This window comes from Kitasatospora sp. NPDC005856 (genome assembly GCF_040629945.1).
GTDB lineage: Bacteria > Actinomycetota > Actinomycetes > Streptomycetales > Streptomycetaceae > Kitasatospora.
Genome location: NZ_JBEXWT010000002.1, coordinates 137,342 through 158,340, shown reverse-complemented (window position 1 = coordinate 158,340; position 20,999 = coordinate 137,342). Strand labels below are relative to the sequence as shown.

At 73.3% G+C, this 20,999-nt stretch carries 16 protein-coding genes; 9 read left to right on the top strand and 7 right to left on the bottom strand.

The features are described from left to right. Window positions 1-172: 172 nt before the first annotated feature. Window positions 173-544: a BlaI/MecI/CopY family transcriptional regulator gene (locus ABZ449_RS03160; protein WP_359898734.1), complete on the top strand. Its 372-nt coding sequence runs from the start codon at window positions 173-175 to the stop codon at window positions 542-544. Continuing rightward, window positions 541-1,464, top strand: coding sequence for a M56 family metallopeptidase (locus ABZ449_RS03155; protein WP_360339243.1), 924 nt, complete (start codon window positions 541-543; stop codon window positions 1,462-1,464). Before ABZ449_RS03160 ends, ABZ449_RS03155 begins: the two co-directional genes overlap by 4 nt. Window positions 1,465-1,638: 174 nt before the next feature. Here the strand turns inward: ABZ449_RS03155 and ABZ449_RS03150 are convergent, their stop codons facing one another. The 3 genes from ABZ449_RS03150 to ABZ449_RS03140 all read right to left on the bottom strand — a co-directional run bounded on the left by ABZ449_RS03150 (window position 1,639) and on the right by ABZ449_RS03140 (window position 5,398). Continuing rightward, a complete protein-coding gene (locus ABZ449_RS03150) occupies window positions 1,639-2,658 on the bottom strand; it encodes an acetamidase/formamidase family protein (RefSeq protein ID WP_360339240.1) in 1,020 nt (339 codons plus the stop codon). Then, window positions 2,655-4,205, bottom strand: coding sequence for an APC family permease (locus tag ABZ449_RS03145; protein WP_360339237.1), 1,551 nt, complete (start codon window positions 4,203-4,205; stop codon window positions 2,655-2,657). Before ABZ449_RS03145 ends, ABZ449_RS03150 begins: the two co-directional genes overlap by 4 nt. A gap of 116 nt (window positions 4,206-4,321) precedes the next feature. Continuing rightward, a complete protein-coding gene (locus ABZ449_RS03140) occupies window positions 4,322-5,398 on the bottom strand; it encodes an ABC transporter substrate-binding protein (RefSeq protein ID WP_360339234.1) in 1,077 nt (358 codons plus the stop codon). Between the two features lie 54 nt (window positions 5,399-5,452). Between ABZ449_RS03140 and ABZ449_RS03135 the strand changes: the two genes are divergently transcribed. Further along, window positions 5,453-6,004 (top strand): MarR family winged helix-turn-helix transcriptional regulator, encoded by a 552-nt coding sequence (locus tag ABZ449_RS03135; RefSeq protein ID WP_360339231.1) that lies wholly within the window; start codon window positions 5,453-5,455, stop codon window positions 6,002-6,004. Window positions 6,005-6,175: 171 nt separating this feature from the next. Here ABZ449_RS03135 and ABZ449_RS03130 read toward each other — a convergent pair whose 3' ends face one another. Continuing rightward, window positions 6,176-8,164 carry a hypothetical protein gene (locus tag ABZ449_RS03130; RefSeq protein WP_360339228.1) on the bottom strand — a complete coding sequence of 663 codons (1,989 nt, stop codon included), beginning with the start codon at window positions 8,162-8,164 and terminating at the stop codon, window positions 6,176-6,178. Between the two features lie 276 nt (window positions 8,165-8,440). Between ABZ449_RS03130 and ABZ449_RS03125 the strand changes: the two genes are divergently transcribed. Then, complete coding sequence (locus ABZ449_RS03125; protein ID WP_360339225.1) at window positions 8,441-10,402, top strand: cellulase family glycosylhydrolase; 1,962 nt, start codon at window positions 8,441-8,443, stop codon at window positions 10,400-10,402. Between the two features lie 103 nt (window positions 10,403-10,505). Here ABZ449_RS03125 and ABZ449_RS03120 read toward each other — a convergent pair whose 3' ends face one another. Then, window positions 10,506-11,591, bottom strand: a complete 1,086-nt coding sequence (locus ABZ449_RS03120) for an NlpC/P60 family protein (RefSeq protein WP_360339222.1) — start codon at window positions 11,589-11,591, stop codon at window positions 10,506-10,508. A 528-nt stretch (window positions 11,592-12,119) separates the two neighbouring features. Here ABZ449_RS03120 and ABZ449_RS03115 point away from each other — a divergent pair. The 5 genes from ABZ449_RS03115 (at window position 12,120) to ABZ449_RS03095 (ending at window position 18,698) form a co-directional block, all read left to right on the top strand. After that, a complete protein-coding gene (locus ABZ449_RS03115; protein ID WP_360339219.1) occupies window positions 12,120-13,988 on the top strand; it encodes a methylmalonyl-CoA mutase family protein in 1,869 nt (622 codons plus the stop codon). Next, window positions 13,985-16,201, top strand: a complete 2,217-nt coding sequence (gene scpA / locus ABZ449_RS03110; RefSeq protein WP_360339216.1) for a methylmalonyl-CoA mutase — start codon at window positions 13,985-13,987, stop codon at window positions 16,199-16,201. The genes ABZ449_RS03115 and scpA overlap by 4 nt, the downstream gene beginning before the upstream one ends. 12 nt (window positions 16,202-16,213) lie before the next feature. After that, a complete protein-coding gene (gene meaB / locus ABZ449_RS03105; protein ID WP_360339213.1) occupies window positions 16,214-17,200 on the top strand; it encodes a methylmalonyl Co-A mutase-associated GTPase MeaB in 987 nt (328 codons plus the stop codon). A gap of 190 nt (window positions 17,201-17,390) precedes the next feature. Further along, window positions 17,391-17,978 carry an RNA polymerase sigma factor gene (locus ABZ449_RS03100; RefSeq protein ID WP_360339210.1) on the top strand — a complete coding sequence of 196 codons (588 nt, stop codon included), beginning with the start codon at window positions 17,391-17,393 and terminating at the stop codon, window positions 17,976-17,978. Continuing rightward, the gene (locus ABZ449_RS03095) at window positions 17,979-18,698 is read left to right on the top strand and encodes a hypothetical protein (protein WP_360339207.1); all 720 of its coding nucleotides are present in this window, start codon (window positions 17,979-17,981) and stop codon (window positions 18,696-18,698) included. It abuts the gene before it with no gap. Window positions 18,699-18,984: 286 nt separating this feature from the next. Here the strand turns inward: ABZ449_RS03095 and ABZ449_RS03090 are convergent, their stop codons facing one another. Continuing rightward, window positions 18,985-20,016: a glycosyltransferase family 2 protein gene (locus ABZ449_RS03090; RefSeq protein ID WP_360339204.1), complete on the bottom strand. Its 1,032-nt coding sequence runs from the start codon at window positions 20,014-20,016 to the stop codon at window positions 18,985-18,987. Between the two features lie 327 nt (window positions 20,017-20,343). After that, complete coding sequence (locus ABZ449_RS03085; RefSeq protein WP_224280740.1) at window positions 20,344-20,946, bottom strand: superoxide dismutase; 603 nt, start codon at window positions 20,944-20,946, stop codon at window positions 20,344-20,346. Window positions 20,947-20,999 lie beyond the last annotated feature (53 nt).

Sequence of the window (20,999 nt, the reverse complement as noted above, 5' to 3'; positions counted from 1 at the left end):
GGCCTCGGACACGCCTTGAACACCGGCCGACCACCACCTGGGCACCACCCGCGCCACGCCGGGCGCCCGTCCCCTTCACCCGGGGGCGGGCGCCCGGCGCTCGCCGTAGCATGGGCCGCGTTCCGGCGGGCGAAGGGCGCCGACGGTCGGCTCGACGAGGGAGAAGAGGGCGGTGCTACGGGGGTTCGGCGATCTGGAGGCCGAGATCATGGACCGCTTCTGGTCCTGGGGCCGGCCCGCCACGGTGCGCGAGGTGGTGGACGACCTCCAGCGGGAACGGGCCGTCGCGTACACCACCGTCACCACGGTCGCGGACATCCTCCACACCAAGGGCTGGCTGCGCCGCGACAAGGTCGGCCGCGCCTGGGTGTACGAGCCCACCTGCACCCGCGAGGAGTACACCGCCCGGCTGATGCACCAGGCGCTGGAGACCACCCCCGACCGGGCGGGCGCGCTGCTCCACTTCGTCGACCGGATCAGCGGGGACGAGGCCTCGGCCCTGCTCGCCGCCCTCGAACAGGTGAAGTCCCGGGGCCCTGAGTGACCCTCGCGGTGCTCTGCCTCCATCTGCTGGTGACCGGCGTCCTGCTCCCCCGACGGCTGGCCGGCTCGGCCCGGCTCCAGGCCCGTCCGGCGGCGGGCGCGGTGCTCTGGCTCGCCCTGATGGCCTCGTTCGCGGTGGCCCTGCTGCTCACCGCGCACCACGCGCTGGAGCCCTTCGCCCACCGGCCGGCCGGGCTGCTCGGCCTGTTCGGCCCGTTCGGCCGGCCCCTGCCCGCCGAACCGGCCGGGCCGGGGCTGCCGCACACCCACGACTGGTGGCTGCTCGCCGTCGGCGGGGCCCTGTTCGCCGCCCTGGTGACGGCCGTCGGTCTGCGCACCGGACGGGCCCGGCGACGGCACCGGGCGGTGCTGGACGTGGTCGGCGTACCGGATCGGCGCCGGGGCGTGCTGGTGCTGGAGCACGCCCGTCCGGCCGTCTACTGCCTGCCCGGGCGCCGGCCCCGGGTGGTGCTGTCGCGCGGGGCGCTGCGACTGCTGGACGAGCGGCAGCTCGCCGCGGCCGTCGCGCACGAACACGGGCACATCCACGGCCGTCACCACCTGTTCCGGCTGCCGGCCGACACCTTCGCGCTGCTGTTCGGGCCACTGCCGCTGGCCCGACTGGGGCGCTCCGAGGTGGCGCTGCTGCTGGAGATGGCGGCGGACGACGCGGCGCTGGAGCAGGTGTCGCGCAGTGAACTGGCCGCCGCCCTCTGCGTGTTGGCGACCAGCGGGCCGGGGTCGGGGTCAGCGGATCCGGGCGGGGGCGGCGAGGCGCTGGCGGTGGCCTCCACCGGGGTGCTCGCCCGCGTCCGGCGGCTGGGCCGTCCGGGGGCCGGACGGCGCCGGACGGTCTGGCGGTTCGGGGTGTCGGTGCTGCCGCTGCTCCCGTACCTGCTGGTCTGCGCACCGCACCCCTGAAGCCCAGGGGTGCCCCCGCGGGCCCGTCGGCGTGGGGGTGCCGACGGGCCCCGGGTGGGGGTGGGGTGGGGGTCTGGGGATTTGCCGGGACCTTGACCCGGGCGCCTGAACCCACGCCCGAACCGGCGCCCGGCCCGGCCCGACCTGGCCTGACCTGGCCGCGCCGCCGGGCCGCTACCGGTGCCGCAGGTACGCCCCGGCGGTCTCGCGCAGGCGGTCGTGCAGCCCGTCGTAGGCGCGGGCCCGGCCGAGCAGGTTCTTCGGCAGCTTGGCGACCATCGTGTAGTTGGTGTCGCAGACGTTCGCCGCCGGAGCCAGCCCGGCCTGGCTGACCAACTGGTAGGCGTCGAGCTGGTCCAGGCCGAGCAGGTCGCCCGTCCAGCCGACCAGGTCGTGCTGGCTGATCCGGAACGCGTCCTCGAGCGGACGGGCCGAGCCGGTGCTGATCAGGAAGTCGTCGTTCTCCAGCCGGGGCCAGGCCGGACCGCCGCCCTTGATCAGGTCGACGATCACGGTGGTGCGCATCGCCGCCTCCACCGCCGTACCGCACACCTCGCCCTCGCCCTGGCGGGCGTGGCCGTCGCCGATGGCGAGCAGGCCGCCCTCGACGTTGACCCCGAAGTAGGCGGTGGTGCCGGCCCTCATCTCGGGCGTGTCCAGGTTGCCGCCGTGCGCGCCCGGGGTGATGGAGGCCAGCACCTCGCCGCCCGCCGGGGCCACCCCGACCGTGCCGTGCATCGGGTCGAGCGGCAGCTCCACCGTGAACTCGCTGCTGCGGGCCCGGAACCGGCAGACGCCCGCCTTGACGTCCAGGTCGTAGACCCAGACCCGTTCCTCCAGGGCCGGGTGGAGCATCGCGGTGCTGTGGGTCGCGGTCAGCGCGCCGAAGTGCGGGAAGGTGCTGGAGACGCCGTACTCCCGGGCCGGGGTGATCTCCACGAAGTGCACCGCGAGGACGTCCCCGGGCTCGGCGCCCGCCACCGCGACCGGGCCGGTGACCGGGTTGAGGTAGGGGAAGACGCACACCTGGCTGGGCAGGTCGCCAGTGCCGCGCACCTTGCCGCCGAAGCAGTCCTCGGTGGTCAGCTCGATGACGGTGCCGGGCTGGACGGTGACCAGCGGGGCGCGGCCGCCGAAGGTGTAGGCGTAGTCCTCCGGGGTCGGGGTCAGCCGGACGATCTCGGGCAGGCTCACTGCTTCTCCTCGGCGGTGGTGGCGTTCGTGGTGGTGGCGTTCGTGGTGGCGGTGACGTCCGGGGCGGCGGTGGCCTCCGGGGTTGCGGTGCCCTCCGGGGCGACGGCTGCATCGGAGGTGGTGGCGTCGGCGACGGCGTCGGTGACGGTGACGGTGGCGGGTTCGGCCTCGGTGACGGCCAGCCGGGGCTTGCGCCCGGTCGCCATCAGCCCGGCGAGCACGATCACGCCGACGAGCAGCCAGACGAAGCCGAGCCGCTGGGCCGCGATGTCGGCGTTGACCACCACGTACGCGAGGATCGCGAAACCGAGCGCCGGGGCGATCAGGTGCCGCCAGTAGTCCTTGCTGCGCTTGCGGATCAGGTAGTGGACGACCACGGCGACGTGCAGGACCAGGAAGGTGGTCAGCGCCCCGAAGTTGACCAGGGTGCTGAGCAGGGTGATGCCGTCCTCGCGCGAGGCCGTGTAGAGGCCGAGCACCAGCGAGACCCCGGCGGTCAGCAGGGTCGCGTTGACGGGCACCCGGCGGGTGGGGTGGATCCGGGCCAGGAAGGCGGGCAGCTGGCGGTCGCGGGCCATCGCGTACAGCAGCCGGGAGGTGGCCGCCTGGGCGACCAGCGAGTTGGCGAAGCCCCAGGCCACGGCGGTGGAGGCGGCGGTGAGCGTGGCGAGCCAGCCGCCGGCGGCGGTGCGGGCCGCGTCGTAGAAGGCGGTGCCGTTCGGGTCGCCGTCCCGGATCAGCGCGTCCGGGTCGGCGACCAGCAGCGAGGCGACCCAGGTCTGCACGACGAACAGTGTGCCCGCGAGCAGCAGCGCGGCGACCATGGAGCGGCCGATGGCCTTGGTGGAGTCGCGGTTCTCCTCCGAGAGGGTGGAGATGCCGTCGAAGCCCAGGAAGCTGAGCACCGCGATCGAGACCGCCCCGAAGGCCAGGCTCCACGAGAAGGTGTGCGCGTTGTACAGCGGGGTGAAGTCGAAGCCCCGGCCCTTGCCGTCGGCCAGGGCGATGACGCCGACCACCACGAACAGGGCCAGCACGACGAGTTCGCCGATCAGCATCGCCTTGTTGACCCGGTTGGTGGTCTCGATGCCGAGGTAGTTGACGACGGTGTTGAGCAGCACGAAGCCGATCAGCCAGAGCCAGACCGGGACGGACGGCACCAGCGAGTTCATCGCCACGCCGGCGATCAGGTAGAGCAGCCCGGGCACCAGCACGTAGTCGAGCAGGATCATCCAGCCGGACAGGAAGCCGACCGGGGCGGCGATGCCGCGGCCCGCGTAGGTGTAGACCGAGCCGGCCATCGGGAAGGCCCGGGACATCTGGGCGTACGACAGGGCGGTGAACATCATCGCCACCATGCCGAGGAGGTAGGCCAGGGCGACCATGCCGCCGGAGCCCTGGAAGACACCGCCGAAGATGCCGAACGGTGCGATCGGCACCATGAACACCAGCCCGTAGACGAGCAGGTCGGTGAAGCCGAGCGAACGGCGCAGTTCCTGCTGGTAGCCGTAGCTCTCGATGCCCTGGGGCGCGGGTGTGTCGGCCATGGTGCTCTCTCTCCGTGACGACCCTGCGGGTGTGTGGAGAGACTGTAGGGGCAACTATTTCCAGATGGAAGGGTTCTGTTCCGACATTCCACCTGGCGAGAAGGAGGCGTCCGGGGCTACCGCGGCAGAACGGCGAAGCCGAGGCCCTCGGCCCGGGCCAGATGGATCGGCGCCCGACCCGCACCCTCGCGGTGCAGCAACCGCCCGGCGGCCGCCGGCAGGCCGTCCGGGGCCAGGGCCCCGCGGGCCGCCAGGCCGGCGAGCAGGTGCAGGCCCTCGTACAGGCCCACCGCGTAGGCGTCCAGGACCGGCGCCCACGGGCCGCACAGCGCCCGGTGCCGCTCGGCGAGGCTCTGCCGGCGCTCCTCCGCCAGTGTCGCGAAGGAGGGCATCGCGGCGTACAGCGTCCCGGTGTCGTCGCCGCCGAGCGCGAGCAGGCCGTTCTCCTCCAGGGCGCCGGAGAGCCGCACCAGCGTGCGGTCCAGCCCGCTGCGCCGCAACGCCCGGTTGAAGTGCACCAGGTCGCGCCCGATCAGACTGAGCAGCAGGGCGTCCGCACGGGCGGCGCGCACCGCGTCCAGCAGCGGCTCCAGCATCGCCTCGACCGCCCCGAACGGGACCCGCCGCTCCAGCACCACCCGGGCACCGGCCCGTGCCGCGAGCCGCTCGGCGGCCCGGTGGACGGAGCGCGGCCAGATGTAGTCGTTGCCGATCAGCGCCCAGCGACGGATCCGGTGGCGTTCCGTCAGCTGCTGGACGGCGGAGCCGAGTTGACGGTACGGGTCGAGGCCGGTGCAGAGCACGCCGGGCAGCCGGGAACCGCCCTCGTGCGGCGGGGTGAAGACGTACGCGATCCGGCGCGCGGCGACGGCCTCCACCGCCCGGTGCACATCGCTGGTGTGGCACCCGGCGAGCGCGTCCAGCGCCCCGGCGTCCAGTAGTCGCCGCACCTCGCCGGCGACCCGGTCCGGCGCGCCGCCGCCGTCCACCAGCACCAGCTCCAGCGGGCGGCCGAGGACACCGCCGGCCGCGTTGACCTCGTGCGCGGCGAGCAGCGCACCGTCCAGCGCGGACGGTCCGGTGAGCCCGAGCGGGCCGGACTGCGGCACGACGAGGCCCACCCGGAACGCCGCCCCCTCGCGGACCGAGTGCAGCGCATCGAGCGGATCGATCAAGCTCACCTCGACGCTCACAGTGCGAGTATCGTCGTACCGCCGATATCGGGGAAGGCCGGAAGGGAGCGTCCGATGACCGCAGCTGGTGCCGCGCCGGGGGTCGACGACCGCCCCGGCGATCCCGCGGGCCCGGCCACGGGCGAGTCGACGGGCCCGGCCGCCGGCGAGTCGACGGGCGCGGCGACGGATCAGGCCGCCGGCCGCTCGACGGACCGACCCGCCGTCCCGGAGCCGCTGCTGGTCGAGCTGGTCACACTGGCGCACCGCCGGCTCTCCGGCGGCCTCGCCGCCGCCCTGGCCGAGGAGGACTGCACCGTCGACCAGTGGCGGCTGCTGCGCGCCCTCGCGGACGGCCATGGGCACGCGATGGGCGAGCTGGCCCAGGCCCTGCTGATCCCGCAGGCGAGCCTGAGCCGGCTGGTGGACTCGCTGTGCGACTCCGGCTGGGCCTACCGGCGCCAGGGCGACCAGGACCGCCGCCGGATCACCGCCCACCTCTCCCGCCAGGGCCGCACCCGGCTCACCCGCCTCGACGCCCTCGCCGCCGCCCACGACGCCGCCGTCCGCCGGGCCTGCGGCCTCACCGACCCGGCGCACCTGCTGCGGCGGCTCGCCGCCTTCTGACCGCTTCGTCGCAGAACGCCGCGAGCCACGCGGCTCGTTGACACGCGGCGTGCGACGCGGGCCGCGCCCCGGCCGGACGTCACCACCCGATGAGGAGTGACGCCCGGCCGGGTCTGCCCGCGCGCGGGTCAGGAGAGGGTCAGGAGAGGTCGAGCGAGGACCAGGAGAGCGTCAGGCGAGCTTCTGGCAGAGCAGGGCGTACGGCCGCGCCGCCCACAGCTGCCACCAGGGCTGGCTGTAGGCCACGCCGGCGACGAACTCGTCGTTCGCGCACTGGCCCTTGGCGAAGCCGTACGCGAAGTCGCCGCCCGAGGCCACCGCGGGCCGGTTGTCGCCCTTGTCGAACCAGAGCGTGCGGGTCGAAGTACCCAGCGGAGCAGTCGACTTGGCGCAGAGCACACCCATCGTCCGGCCGTTGCGGCTGTAGCCGGACACGTAGGAGCCGGCGGGGCACTGGGCCTTGCTGTAGCCCGGCGCCCAGTCGGTGTTCACGTAGGTGCCGCCGTGGTCGACGAGGTACGCGTGGCCGGCGTCCCACAGGTCCGCCTTCGTGACGTCCGTGCACAGGCCGTCGTCACCGCCGTGGCTGAGACCGATCAGCCGGCTGCCGTCCGGGCAGGACGCCTTGAGGGCGTACGGGTCCCAGTCCGCCCGGGTCTTCAGGTAGGCGGAGTGGGCGTCGTCGGACAGGCCGGAGCTGAGCGAGGTCCAGTCCACCAGACGCGGCGGGTTCGGGCCGGTGCTCACCGAGGCCAGCAGCCACTCGCGGTGGAACGCGAGGAAGGGCAGGTCGGCCGAGAGGATCGGGGTGCCGAGGATGGCGAGCCGTGCCATCAGCGCCCCGTTGATGTCGAGTCCGCCGTAGAGCGCGGCCGTGCCGTTGATGTCCGGGGTGCCGCCGGCGCCGTCGAGGACGATCGAGCCGTTGACGGCGGCCCGCAGGTACGGCTCGATCGACGCCTTGACGCCGACGGTGTCGTACAGGGCGATCGATCCTTCGGCGAGCAGGCCGGCCTTCGCCGAGGCCGAGCCCCTGAGGTTGAGGCGCAGCGGGGTGACGGTGGAGGTCCCGGGGTCGGTGGTGGTGGTCCAGCCCGGGCCCTTGACGTAGTCGGAGTGGACGCCCCACTGGCCGTCGTACGCCTGCTCGGCGTCGAGGGTGACGGTGCCGTCGGCGGCGATGTCGGCGGAGAGGGTGAAGTTCAGGTTGATGACGACGGGCAGCGGGCCGACCATCACCACCGGGCTGGCGCTGTACGTGGCCAGCGGTATCCGGACCGCCCCGGTGCTCGCGCTGAGGTCCGCACTGACGTGCCAGTCGGCGTGCGCACCCAGGCTGAAGCCGATCCGGGCCTGCTGGGGGTCGATCAGACCGAGGCCGCCCTGGTAGGAGAAGTCCACGGCCGGGGTGATCGAGACCGAGCCGGAGAGCTTCGCCGAGGACCCGTTCGGCAGCGGGACGGTCGCGTCGGCGGTGAGCCCCAGGCTCCCGGAGACGGAACCGTGGCCCTCGGTCGTTCCGAGGTCGGTGGTGACCTGGATGCCGCCGATCCGGGGCTGGACCTGGAACGCGCTCGGGCTGACGGCGCTGTGCAGGCTGGTGCTGGTCGCGCCGAGCAGCTCGGGGAGGGTGGCCGGGCGGGTGGTGACGACGACCTTCCCGTCCGCGCCCGGCTGCACGCCGGTGACGGCGACCAGCGCGCCCTGCGGGGCCGCCGGGGTGGGCGGGCTGTCGATCAGTTGGCCGGGCTGGACGGCGGCCGCGGCGTCGTCGGCCGCGGCCGGGGCATCGGCCCTGGCGGAGGGCGACTGCGCCCCGGTGGTGGTCGGCGCGAGCACGGCGGAGCCGGTGGCCGCGTCGTAGGAGGAGAGCGCGAGGCCGGGGGCGGCGGTGGCGGTGGCCGGCGCGCTGCCCTGCGCCGGTGTCGCCACGACGGCCTCGGCCGTACCGGACGCCGGGGGCGCCAGCGTCGCCGGCGTGCCGGAGCCGGCGGGCGCGGCGGCCGGATCGGCCGTCGCGAAGGTCGTGCTGGTCGCGGTGGTCGTGCCGGTCGTGGTCGCAGCGGCCGGCGAGGCCGCCGCTCCGTTCAGGATGGCGCCGCAGAGGAGGAGCACGGTCGTTGTCGCGGCGGCTGACGACGTCAGCTTGCGCACGGTCACGTGGAGGGTCCCTTCGGGTCAACGGTGCTGAAGCGGAGGTGACTTGTGGTGGGATACGCGGCCCGGAGCCATCGCACTGGTCCTGACCGCCGGGTAACTTAGCATTCGCAGACGGTGTTTCTGAATGGGTCGCGCACTCTCGGATCGCGATCGCCGAGACTTCACGATCGCGGAACAGGGCCTTTCCCAACGGTTCATCCAGGCCCTGTTCCGCGGACGGCACTCCGACATACCGTCAGCACTCCTGCCCCCGCTCCCCCGCACCGTGGAGACCATGTGAACCCCAGCAGTCCAGCCCGCTCACCACGAATACGCCGCCGGTTCCTCGTGGCCACCGTCGCGACGGCGTCCCTGCTCGCCGGGCCGGCCGCCGTCGCGGCCCCGGCCCCCGCTTCCCCGACCCCCGCCCCGGCGGCGCAGGCGACCCCGAACGGCCCGGCGCTCGCCGCCTCCTGGACCGGCCCGCTGAGCACCCGAGGCCGCTACATCGTCGACGCGAACGGCGACCGGTTCAAACTGAAGGCCGGCAACTGGGCCGGTGCCCAGGGCACTTGGGAGGGCAGCGGCTCGACCACGGACCCGGCGAACAACCAGGCCGGCCAGGTGTCGTACAACATCCCGCTGGGCCTGGACCGGGCGCCGATCAGCCGGATCCTCACCGGCCTGCACGGCCTCGGCCTGAACAGCGTCCGGCTCCCGTTCGCCAACGCGATGATCCACGACACCACTCCGGTGCCGGACGCCGCCGTCACCGCCAACCCGCAGCTCAGGGGCAAGACCCCGCTCCAGGTGTACGACGCCGTCGTCGCCGCGCTGACCGCCGACGGCTTCGCGGTGATCCTCAACAACCACACCACCAGCTACCGGTTCTGCTGCGGACTGGACGGCAACGAGCGGTGGAACAGCGGCCAGTCGACCGCGCAGTGGGAGGACGACTGGCTGTTCATGGTGAACCGCTACAAGGCGGACAAGCGCGTCGTCGGCGCCGACCTGCGCAACGAGGTGCGCCGGGACACCTGGGACGACCCCAACTGGGGCATGGGCGACGCCCACGACGAGTACGCCGCCTTCGAGGAGGCCGGCAACCGCATCCTCCAGGCCGACCCGGACATGCTGGTCGTCATGGAGGGCATCAACTGGTACGGGATCCCCGCCGCCGGGTTCTCCCACGGCCGGCCGATGCTCACCCCGGTCGCCACCCTGTCGAACACCCTCGTCCGGTCCGACAAGCTGGTCTACGCCGCGCACTTCTACGCCTACACCGGCCCGGCCAACACCGGCGCGGCCGGCGGCCTGGGCGCCACCAGCGACCCGCGCTACCAGGACTTCACCCCCGAACAGCTGGCCCAGGTGGTCGACCAGGAGGCGCTGTTCGTCACGCGCTCCGGCCAGCACTTCACCGCGCCCGTCTGGATCAGCGAGTTCGGCGCGGCCGGACGCGGTTCCACGAACACCAAGGAACAGGCCTGGTTCGACCGCTTCACCGACATCCTGGCCGCCAACGACACCGACTTCGCCGTCTGGCCGCTGGTCGGCTGGCAGAGCGGCGGCGTCCCGAACGACAACTGGGCCCTGCTCTCCTACGACGCCGACGGCCGTCAGCTCGGCCTCGACGACCCGGGCGACTGGCGCGCCGCCGACTGGCACAAGCTGGTCGACGCGCCCTCGTACACCGGTCAGGTCGCCCCGGTGAGCCACTGGAACATGCTCGACCTCGACCACGCCGACCAGAACGTCTCCACCCGGATGCTGGCGCTGCCCGACTGGAGCCCCGGCAACCGCAAGGGCAACTGCCCCGACGGCCAGCGGCTGGTCGGCCTCGGCCGCAGCGACAGCCGCGGCCTGTGCACCGACGCCGGCCGGCCCGTCACCGGCGGCGGGGCCTGGGTGACCGTCACCGACCAGCGCTACGTCACCGGGGGCGACTGGGCCACCGGCTACGACAAGCTCCAGTGCCCCGACAACACCTTCGCCGTCGGCTACAGCGTCAACCGCAACGCCATGTCCGCGCTGCTCTGCGCCCCGTCCGCCACCCCGCTGCCCACCACGGGCCGGACGGTGTGGTTCGACCACGGCGACAACCGCCCGGCCACCGGCGGCTCCACCGCCAGCGACTGGGCGCCGGGCTACTACAAGGGCCAGTGCGCCGACGACGAGTACGTCGCGGGTGTCGCCGACACCTGGAAGTGGCTCCACTACGGCGTCCCGGACGTCCTGCTCTGCCGCCCGCTGCGCTGACCCCGCGGCGGACCGGGGCCGCCGCGGACAGGGGCCGCCGTGGGCCGGTGACCCCGGTCCGCGGCGGCCCGTCAGGCCTCAGCCCGGTTGGTGAGGCGCGCGGTCAGGCCGGGCGGACGGCGCCCTTGTAGGGCATCACGGAGATCGGCAGGACCTCGATGTTCTTGCCCGTGCGCGGGGCGTGGATCATCTTGCCGTCGCCGATGTACAGGCCGACGTGGTGCAGGTCGTCATAGAAGAACACCAGGTCACCGGGCTGGAGGTTGGCGCGGTCGATGTGCGGGCCGTCCTTCCACTGCTCCTCGGAGGTCCGGGAGATCGTGACGCCCGCGGCGCGGTAGGCCTGGCTGGTGAGGCCGGAGCAGTCGAAGCTGGCGGGGCCGCTCTTGCCCCAGCCGTACGGCTTGCCCAGCTGGGCCTGGGCGAACGCGATGATGGTGCCGGCCCGGCCGCTGGCCGACGGCACCGGGGCGTTCATGTCCGGGCGCTCGGCGGAGCGGGAGGCGCGGTCCTTGGCCGCGGCGGCGGCCGCCTGCTGGGCCTCGGCCTTGGCCTTCTCGGCGCTCTGCTGGGCGTTGATCTTGGCGCGGTCCTCGGCGCTGAGCTTGTTCAGCATCTCCTGCGCCTGGGCCAGCTTGGTCTGGATGTCCTTCTTCTGCTCCGCCAGCTGCGTGCCCACCGAGTCGAGCGCGGCCAGGGTGGCGGTGGCCTCGGCGCGGTCCTGGTCGAGCTTGCGCTGCTCGTCCTGGGCCTGCTTGAGCAGGTTCGCCTGGGAGTCGGAGACCTGGTTCTGCACCGAGGCGCGCTCCAGGTAGGCGGACGGGTCGGAGTCGAGCATCAGCTGGACCGACGGGTCTATGCCGTTGGTGCGGTACTGGTCGGCGGCGACGGCGCCGAGCCGGGTCCGCAGCTCGTTCATCGCCTCCTGGCCGCGGGCGACCTTCTCCTGGATGAGGTTGGCCTCGCCCTGGAGCTTCTGCTGCTTCGCCTGGAAGCCGTTGTGCTTCTCGATCGCCTGCTCGGCCTCTTCGTTGAGCTGGTCGACCTGCTCCTTGACGGTGGCGAGGCTCGGGGCCGGCTCGGCGTGGGCGGTGCCGGAGGCGAGGACCGCGCCGCCGGCCGCCATGGCCGTGGTGAGGACCGCCATGCGGGCCCGGCTCGGGGGGCTGGGCTTGCGACGCTTACCCATGGCGGTCGTTCTCCTTCGGGGGAATCTGGGGACGGACCGGACGGGGCCGGGAGACGGCCCGGCCAGGGCCGGGGAGGACGAAGGCGGGCAGGGCGAGCAACGGGGGGGTGCTGCCCCGCCCACCTTCTTCGAAGTAACTTAATAGATGAGGGGGCCGGTTCCGCAATCCCCCTGATCATGACGTTTTGACCGCACGACGGGACATCGATCGCGTTCCGTGCCATCGGCGTTGACCTCGGACACCGCCGGCCGCCACCGGCCGCCACCGGCCGGCTCCGGACCGCCCCGCCGACTTCGGCCACCGGCCGCTCCACCGACCGCCACCACCGACCACCGACGACCGCCACCCCCACCCCTCCTACCCCTCCACTCCCACCCCACGACACCCCTTCCCACCCCCGGTGCCACCTGCACGGACGCCCCGTGGCACGCCCCGTCCCGGCGAGTGCTCGAAATCAGCCGGATCGAGGGAAAGGTCACACGGAATCCCCCTCCTGCGGCCCCGCGAACGGGCGCTAACCTGCGCACATGAAGGTCCCGCCCGAAGGGCTCCCCCTCGCAGCCGAGTTCCCGGCCGCGCACCGTGAGCAGTGGCAGCAGCTCGTCCAGGGCGTGCTGCGCAAGTCCGGTGCCGAGCCCGAGGACGGCCCCGCCGCCGAGCAGGCGCTCACCACCCGGCTCCAGGACGGGCTGAGCGCCCGCCCGCTGTACACCGGCGAGGACACCGCCGCCGACCCCGGCTACCCGGGCTTCCCGCCCTTCGTGCGCGGCAGCCGGCCGCAGGGCTCCGCCGTGGCGGGCTGGGACGTCCGCCAGCGGCACGCCGACCCGGACCGCCGGCGCACCAACGAGGCCGTGCTGGCCGACCTGGAGCACGGGGTGAGCTCGCTCTGGCTGGAACTGGGCGGCGCGGGCCTCCCGGTGGACGCCCTGCCCGAGGCGCTGTCCGGGGTGTACCTGGACCTGGCCGCCGTGGCGCTCGACGCCGGACCCGAATTCGCCGACGCCGCCGAGCAGTTGTTCCGTCTCTACGAGGAGCGCGAGGTCTCCCCCGGCGCCGCCGCCGGCAACCTCGGCGCCGACCCGCTCGGTCTCCAGGCCCGCACCGGCCAGAGCGCCCGCACCGACGCGCTGCTCGCCGCGGCCACCGCGCTGGCCGCCCGCTGCGCCGCCGGGTACCCCGGCCTGCGGGCGCTCACCGTGGACGCCCTCCCGTACCACGAGGCCGGCGCCTCCCCCGCCCAGGAGCTGGGCTGCTCGCTGGCCACCGGTGTCGCCTACCTGCGCGCGCTGACCGCCGCCGGACTCTCGGTGGACGAGGCGCTCGGCCAGCTGGAGTTCCGCTACGCCGCGGACGGCGACCAGTTCCTCGGCATCGCCAAGTTCCGTGCCGCGCGCCGCCTCTGGGCCCGGGTCGCCGAGGTCTCGGGGGCCGGCGCGGCAGCCTCGGCGCAGCGCCAGCACGCCGTCACCTCCCGGGTGATGATGACCGCCCGCGACCCGTGGGTGAACATGCTGCGCACCACGGTCGCCTGCCTGGCCGCCGGGGTCGGCGGCGCCGACTCCGTCACCGTGCTGCCCTTCGACAGCGCGCTCGGCCTGCCGGACGCCTTCGCCCGCCGGATCGCCCGCAACACCCAGGCGATCCTGCTGGAGGAGTCCCACCTGGCCCGGGTGATCGACCCGGCCGGCGGCTCCTGGTACGTCGAGCAGCTGACCGACGAACTGGCGCGGGCCGCCTGGGCCTGGTTCCAGGAGATCGATCGGGCCGGCGGCCTGCGCGCCTCCCTGGAGTCCGGCCTCGTCGGCGAGCGGATCGCCGCGACCTGGGCGGAGCGGTCCGTACGGATCGCCAAGCGGCGCGAACCGATCACCGGCGTCAGCGAGTTCCCGCACCTGGACGAGCAGCCGCTGGTCCGCGAGCCGGCCCCGGCCGCGCTCGGCGGCGGGCTGCCGCGGGTGCGCCGCGCCGGGGCCTACGAGGCGCTGCGGGACCGCTCGGACGCCCGGCTCGCCGCGGACGGCGCCCGCCCGGCCCTCTTCCTCGCCTCGATCGGCAGCGCCTCCGCGCACACCGCGCGCACCACCTTCGCCGCCAACCTGTTCCAGGCGGGCGGCATCGCGACGGTCTCGGCCGAGTCCGTCGACCCGGCGGCCTTCGCCGCGGCCTTCCGGGCCTCCGGCGCCACCGCCGCCTGCCTCTGCTCCAGCGACGCCCTGTACGCCGAGCACGCCTCGTCCGTCGCCCAGGCCCTGAAGGCGGCCGGCGCCGCGAAGGTGCTGCTGGCCGGACGGCTCGGGGAACTCCCGGCCGGAGTGGACGAGTTCATCTTCGCGGGGGGCGACGCGGTTGCCGTCCTGACCTCCCTGCTGGACCAGATCGGAGCCACTCGATGATCCCCGACTTCACCGGAATCGGACTGGACGGTGACGCCGTCGTCCCGGACGGCGCGGGCGTCACCGGCGAGCAGTGGCAGGCGGCCTGGCGCCAGTCCACCGGCAAGGACGTCGACGAGCTGCTCTGGGACACCCCCGAGGGCATCGGCGTCAAGCCGCTGTACACCGGGGCCGACCTGGCCGGCCTGGACTTCCTGGAGACCTACCCGGGCATCGCCCCGTACCTGCGCGGGCCCTACCCGACCATGTACGTCAACCAGCCCTGGACCGTCCGCCAGTACGCGGGCTTCTCCACCGCCGAGGAGTCCAACGCCTTCTACCGCCGCAACCTCGCGGCCGGCCAGAAGGGCCTGTCGGTCGCCTTCGACCTGCCGACCCACCGCGGCTACGACAGCGACCACCCGCGCGTCACCGGCGACGTCGGCATGGCGGGTGTGGCGATCGACTCGATCTACGACATGCGCCAGCTGTTCGACGGCATCCCGCTGGACAAGATGTCGGTGTCGATGACCATGAACGGCGCCGTGCTCCCGGTGCTCGCGCTGTACATCGTCGCGGCCGAGGAGCAGGGCGTACCGCCGGAGAAGCTGGCGGGGACCATCCAGAACGACATCCTCAAGGAGTTCATGGTCCGCAACACCTACATCTACCCGCCGCAGCCGTCGATGCGGATCATCTCGGACATCTTCGCGTACACCTCGCAGAAGATGCCCCGGTACAACTCGATCTCCATCTCCGGCTACCACATCCAGGAGGCCGGTGCGACCGCCGACCTGGAGCTGGCCTACACCCTGGCCGACGGGGTGGAGTACCTGCGCGCGGGCCTGGACGTGGGCCTGGACGTGGACGCCTTCGCGCCGCGGCTGTCGTTCTTCTGGGCGATCGGCATGAACTTCTTCATGGAGGTCGCCAAGCTGCGCGCGGCTCGGCTGCTCTGGGCCAAGCTGGTCAAGCAGTTCGACCCGAAGAACCCCAAGTCCCTGTCGCTGCGCACCCATTCGCAGACCTCGGGCTGGTCGCTCACCGCCCAGGACGTGTTCAACAACGTGACGCGTACGTGTGTGGAGGCGATGGCCGCGACCCAGGGCCACACCCAGTCGCTGCACACCAACGCCCTGGACGAGGCGCTCGCCCTGCCCACCGACTTCTCCGCCCGCATCGCCCGCAACACCCAGCTGCTGCTCCAGCAGGAGTCGGGCACCTGCCGGGTGATCGACCCGTGGGGCGGCTCCGCGTACGTCGAGAAGCTCACCCACGACCTCGCCGCGCGGGCCTGGGAGCACATCCAGGAGGTCGAGGCGGCCGGCGGCATGGCCAAGGCCATCGACGCGGGCATCCCCAAGCTGCGCGTCGAGGAGGCCGCCGCCCGCACCCAGGCGCGGATCGACTCCGGCCGCCAGCCGGTGATCGGCGTCAACAAGTACCGGGTGGAGAACGACGAGCAGATCGACGTGCTCAAGGTCGACAACTCCTCGGTGCGGGCACGGCAGATCGAGAAGCTGCGCCGGCTGCGCGAGGAGCGCGACGAGACCGCCTGCCAGGACGCCCTGCGCGCCCTGACGGCGGCCGCCGAGGCCGGTCCGCAGCGCGGCGGCTCGCTGGACGGCAACCTGCTGCACCTGGCCGTCAACGCGGCCCGGGCCAAGGCCACCGTCGGCGAGATCTCCGACGCCCTGGAGAAGGTGTACGGCCGCCACTCCGGCCAGATCCGTACCATCTCGGGTGTGTACCGAGACGAAGCGGGCCCGTCGGCCTCCCTCCAGCGCACCCGTGACCTGGTCGAGCGGTTCGAGGAGGCCGAGGGCCGCCGTCCGCGCATCCTGGTCGCCAAGATGGGCCAGGACGGCCACGACCGCGGCCAGAAGGTGATCGCCACCGCCTTCGCCGACCTCGGCTTCACGGTGGACGTCGGCCCGCTGTTCCAGACCCCGGCCGAGGTCGCCCGCCAGGCCGTCGAGGCGGACGTCCACATCGTCGGCGTGTCCTCGCTGGCCGCCGGGCACCTGACGCTGGTGCCCGCGCTGCGCGCCGAACTCGCCGCGGCGGGCCGGGAGGACATCACCATCGTGGTCGGCGGCGTGATCCCGCCGCAGGACTTCGACGCCCTGTACGAGGCGGGCGCGGCGGCGGTCTTCCCGCCGGGGACGGTCATCCCGGACGCGGCGTACGACCTGCTGAAGTCCCTGGCGGCCGACCTCGGCCACGAGCTGTGATCGCCTGATCCCATGCCTCCGCGGACGATCGACCTCGACAGCTACGTGACGGGCGTACTGGACGGCTCGCGCGCCTGGATCGCGCGCGCCGTCACCCTCGTCGAATCCACCCGGCCCGACCACCGCGTGCTCGCGCAGCAGCTGCTCCAGCGGCTGCTGCCGCACGCCGGCGGGGCGGTCCGGGTGGGCATCACGGGGGTGCCCGGCGTCGGCAAGTCGACCTTCATCGACTCCTTCGGGACGATGCTGACCGGCCAGGGGCACCGGGTCGCGGTGCTCGCCGTCGACCCGACGTCCAGCCGGACGGGCGGCTCGATCCTGGGCGACAAGACCCGGATGGAGCGCCTCGCCGTCGACCCCGCGGCATTCGTCCGGCCGTCCCCGACCTCGGGGACGCTGGGCGGGGTCGCCAAGGCCACCCGCGAGTCCATGGTGGTGATGGAGGCGGCGGGGTACGACGTCGTGCTGATCGAGACGGTGGGCGTCGGCCAGTCCGAGACGGCGGTGGCGGGGATGGTCGACACCTTCCTGCTGCTCAGCCTGGCGCGGACCGGCGACCAGCTGCAGGGCATCAAGAAGGGCGTCCTGGAGCTCGCGGACGTCATCGCCGTCAACAAGGCGGACGGCCCGCACGAGACCGACGCCAAGGCGGCGGCCCGCGAACTCGCGGGCGCCCTGCGGCTGTTGCAGCCCCCGGACGCGGCGTGGACGCCCCCCGTGCTGACGTGCAGCGGCCGCGACGGCGCCGGGCTGGACGTGCTGTGGGACCGCCTCCAGCAGCACCGCAAGGTCCTCGACGCCACCGGCGCCCTGGCCGCGAAGCGCCGCGACCAACAGGTGGAGTGGACCTGGTCCATGGTCCACGACCAGCTCTACGCCCGCCTCCACGAGAACCCGGAAGTACGGCGCCTGACCCCCGAGTTGGAGACCCAGGTCCGCGCCGGCACCCTCCCGGCCGGATCGGCCGCCCAACAGATCCTGGACGCCTTCTTCGGCTGACCCGGAACGCACACGTCGAGCGCCGTGCCCCACCCTGCGTGGGGCACGGCGCTTCGTCGGTTCTCGGGGTACTCGAACTCCACCGCAGCCCTCTGCGTACCGGGCCTCGAAGTCGATCCGGGTTCGGATGTAACGCTCCTGCCGTGCACCACCAAGAGGAGATGGGGGACGGACAGACAAGGGAGTCGATGTGAGGAAACCGCCGGACCACGGCATGGTCGCGCGGATCGGTGAGGATCCGGAAGCGTTCGAGGCTTTCTACCGTGAGCACGTGCAAGCGGTGCTGCGGTACGCGACCCGGCGGACCCGGGACCCGCACGCCGCGGCCGACCTGGTCACCGAGGTCTTCCTCGCGGCGATCTCCGCCGCCGGCGGGTACCGGCCGCAGCTGGGCACTCCGATCGCCTGGCTGCACGGCATCGCCCGCAACGTGGCCGCGTCCCAGGAGCGGCGCGCGGCGCGGATCTGGGCGGCCGAGGGCCGCATAGCCGGCCACCGGCTGCTGGACGGCGATGACATCGCACGGCTGGAGGAGCGCATCGACGCCGAGCGCGCCTCGCGGCACTTGCTGGAACGCATCGCTCTGCTGCCGCGCCGACTGCGGGAGGTGCTGGAACTGGTGGCGGTCGACGGTCTGAGCGTCTCCGAGGCCGCCAAGGCACTCGGTATCAGCACCGTGGCTGCCCGGGTCCGGCTGCACCGGGCTCGCAAGGCCCTCCAGCAGCCCGGCGCCAATCCCGGATCCGCTCCGTCCCCCTCGTCCCTTGTGGAGGCCTGAATGAACGCCGAACGCTTCGAGGAGCGGTTGATGCACGAGCTCAAGAACCATGTCCAGCAGCGGGCGGAAAGCCCGCACCCCGACCACTCGGCCACGGCCCGACCCCGCCGTGGCGCCCGCGTGCGCTGGATCCCGGTCGGTTTGGCCTCGGGTCTGGCCGCCGCCGTGGCAGGCGTCGCCCTGACCGTGCTGCCGAGCCAGCCCGCGGCCGCCTACACCCTGCAGAACGACGGGAACGACCTCGTCAAACTCACCATCGTCAACCCGGCCGGGAAGATCGACCTGGGCAAGCTGCAGAAGGACCTGGACCGCATCGGCGTGCACAGCCGCGTGCTGGCCGGTGACCCCGACTGCGCCACCCCGTGGGGCAGTCCCGACCCGACCGCGTCCCCCAGCCCGTCCTCGTCCCCGTCCACCTCCCCGAACCCGGAGCCGCCCCGCGGCGAAACGCCGCGCTCGGCCCCGCCCGGCTCGGCGCACCCCTCCCCCGGCGACATCAGCCTGCCGGCCGACGGCTGGGACATCAGTGGGGAGGACGGCAAGACCGTTCTCCACATCCGCCCCGGCAAGATCCCCGCCGGCAAGCTGCTCATGGTGGGCTTCCCCCTCGCCAAGACCGACCCCTCCCACGCCTACGGCGTGATCACGGCAGGTCTGCTGGACGGATCGGGCCCGGACTGCCTGCCGGCCCCGCCGCCCGGCACCGTTCACTTCCAGTAGGGCCATGACCGCCCCCGGGTGTCTCGCAGCCGCGGGGGCCACCCCTGCCGGCAACGCTCCGGCCTGCCGGTCGGGGCCGGAGAAGGTGAGGGCGAAGTGATCGCCTGAAGGCGGCGAAGACGGCGGGAGTCCTGGGCCTCGCCGTGGTCGCACTGACCACCGTGTCGGGCTCCCCGGCCGCGGCGGGAACCTCCGCCGCGGCCGGCAGCCGTGGAGGGTGACGCGTGTCGGCGACCGGCGCGCGGGAACGCGAGCACGGCCGGGGCGGAGACCGCTGTGGCCGACCTCAGCCCTTGCGGAGGGCCTGGCGGGTGCGGCGGGCGAGGCGGTGGGCGCGCTGGACGGCGACGAAGGCGGGCATCGAGTCGGCTTGGGTGAGGCGGTACTTGAGGCGCAGCTGGGGGCTGAGGCCGGCCTGGGCCTCGGGGCCGATGGCCCGCAGGAGGCGGGTGACGTGCTGCTGGTAGGCGGCGCGGTAGGCGCGGTCGCCGTCCGGGACGGTCCAGAAGAACATCGGGATCTCCTCGACCAGGCAGTTGCGGTCGTAGGCGCCCAGGTGGTCGGCGAAGGCGGGTTCGGGGCGGGCGAGCAGCCACTCGCGGACGAGTTCCATCGAGCGGACCCGGTCGACCAGGCCGCGCGGGTCGGTCTTCTTCTGGGTGATGGAGAGGTCGCCGTCCTCGCGCACCCGCCAGTGGTAGACCGGGTCGGCGAGCACGTCGACGCGTGCGGCGAGGAAGTGGTGGGGCACGCTGACCGGGGCGTCCTCGTACAGGATGCCCTCGGGGTAGAGCAGGCCGGCGCCGTCGAAGAAGGAGCGCCGGTAGACCTTGTTCCAGGCGGTGCGGTCGGTGACCAGGGCGGGCAGTTCGCTGATGTGGGTGCGCAGCCGGGTCTCGCGGAACGGGCGGCGGTGGCCGTGCGAGGGGCTGAGGCCGGTGGTGCGCAGGCGCAGCGCGTTGCCGGCGGCGAAGTCGGAGCCGGTCTCGTCCAGGGTGCCGGTCATCAGCTGGTAGGCGTGCGGTGGCAGGGTGTCGTCGCTGTCGACGAAGGCCAGGTACTCGGTGCCGGGGGTGAGGTGGCGCCAGCCGGTGTTGCGGGCGGCGCCCAGGCCCTGGTTGTCCTGGCGGACCAGTCGGAAGCGCGGGTCCCGTTCGGCGTACTGCTCGGCGATGACCGGGCCGCCGTCGGTCGAGCCGTCGTCGACCATGACGCACTCGAAGTCCCCGAAGGTCTGCGCCGCGATCGAGTCCAGGCACTCCCGGAGGTAGCGCTCGACGTTGTAGATCGGGACGACGAGGGAGAGACGCGGGGCCATCGGGCGCCCTTTCGCTCAGCAGCGGCGGCAGCAACAGCTGCGGCGACGGCAGCGGACGGGCCGGGAGGCCGTTGCCGGCCGGTCACCGGCGGTGGTCCGAGCGAGCGTAGGGAGCGCATGCGACCGGCGGGCGAACGACGGGTGGCGTCCAGCCTGCGGCGGGGTGCACCGGCCGTGTCCGGATGCGGCTCCCTTCGCGGACAACTCCCGTGGGAGGAAGGGGAAAGGCCCCGGACCGCCCGACCGGCCCGGAACCTTCCGCCACCCGATGCGGATCACCCGATGTGGGGCATCCGGCGCGGGTCGTCCGAGGTCACCCGATGCGGGTCAGGCGCTCTTGACGGCCGCGAAGCGGTCCGACACGTCCTGCCAGTTGACGACGTCCCACAGGCGGGTGACGTAGTCCGGGCGGACGTTGCGGTACTGCAGGTAGTAGGCGTGCTCCCACGCGTCGAAGGCCAGCAGCGGGGTGGTGTTCTGGCCGACGTTGCCGTGGTGGTCGTAGACCTGCTCGACGATCAGGCGCTGCCCGAGCGGCTCCCAGGACAGGATGCCCCAACCGGAGCCCTGCACGCCGGTGGTGGCGTTGGTGAGCTGCTTCTTGAAGGCCTCGAAGCTGCCGAAGTGCTCGGTGATGGCGTCGGCCAGCTCGCCCTCGGGGCGGTCGCCGCCCTCGGGCGAGAGGTTCTGCCAGAACAGCGAGTGCAGCACGTGGCCCGACAGGTGGAAGGCGAAGGTCTTCTGCAGTCCGACCAGGCCGCCGAACTGCTCCTTGTCGCGGGCCTCGGCCAGCTGGTCGAGGGTGTCGTTGGCGCCCTTGACGTAGGCGGCGTGGTGCTTGGAGTGGTGCAGCTCCAGGATCTCGGCCGACATCGCCCGCTCCAGCGCGGAGTAGTCGTACGGCAGGTCGGGAAGCGTGTAGGTGCCCATCAGGACACGGCCCCTTTCGGCGGGTTGAACGGTGGTGATCGTGCCGGGACAAC

Bases quoted from the DNA above. Each gene is read 5' to 3' on its own strand.
- meaB (WP_360339213.1), top strand. From the start codon at position 16,214: ATGCCTCCGCGGACGATCGACCTCGACAGCTACGTGACGGGCGTACTG.
- ABZ449_RS03115 (WP_360339219.1), top strand. From the start codon at position 12,120: ATGAAGGTCCCGCCCGAAGGGCTCCCCCTCGCAGCCGAGTTCCCGGCC.
- scpA (WP_360339216.1), top strand. From the start codon at position 13,985: ATGATCCCCGACTTCACCGGAATCGGACTGGACGGTGACGCCGTCGTC.
- ABZ449_RS03090 (WP_360339204.1), bottom strand. From the start codon at position 20,016: ATGGCCCCGCGTCTCTCCCTCGTCGTCCCGATCTACAACGTCGAGCGC.
- ABZ449_RS03145 (WP_360339237.1), bottom strand. From the start codon at position 4,205: ATGGCCGACACACCCGCGCCCCAGGGCATCGAGAGCTACGGCTACCAG.
- ABZ449_RS03095 (WP_360339207.1), top strand. From the start codon at position 17,979: ATGAACGCCGAACGCTTCGAGGAGCGGTTGATGCACGAGCTCAAGAAC.
- ABZ449_RS03085 (WP_224280740.1), bottom strand. From the start codon at position 20,946: ATGGGCACCTACACGCTTCCCGACCTGCCGTACGACTACTCCGCGCTG.
- ABZ449_RS03135 (WP_360339231.1), top strand. From the start codon at position 5,453: ATGACCGCAGCTGGTGCCGCGCCGGGGGTCGACGACCGCCCCGGCGAT.
- ABZ449_RS03120 (WP_360339222.1), bottom strand. From the start codon at position 11,591: ATGGGTAAGCGTCGCAAGCCCAGCCCCCCGAGCCGGGCCCGCATGGCG.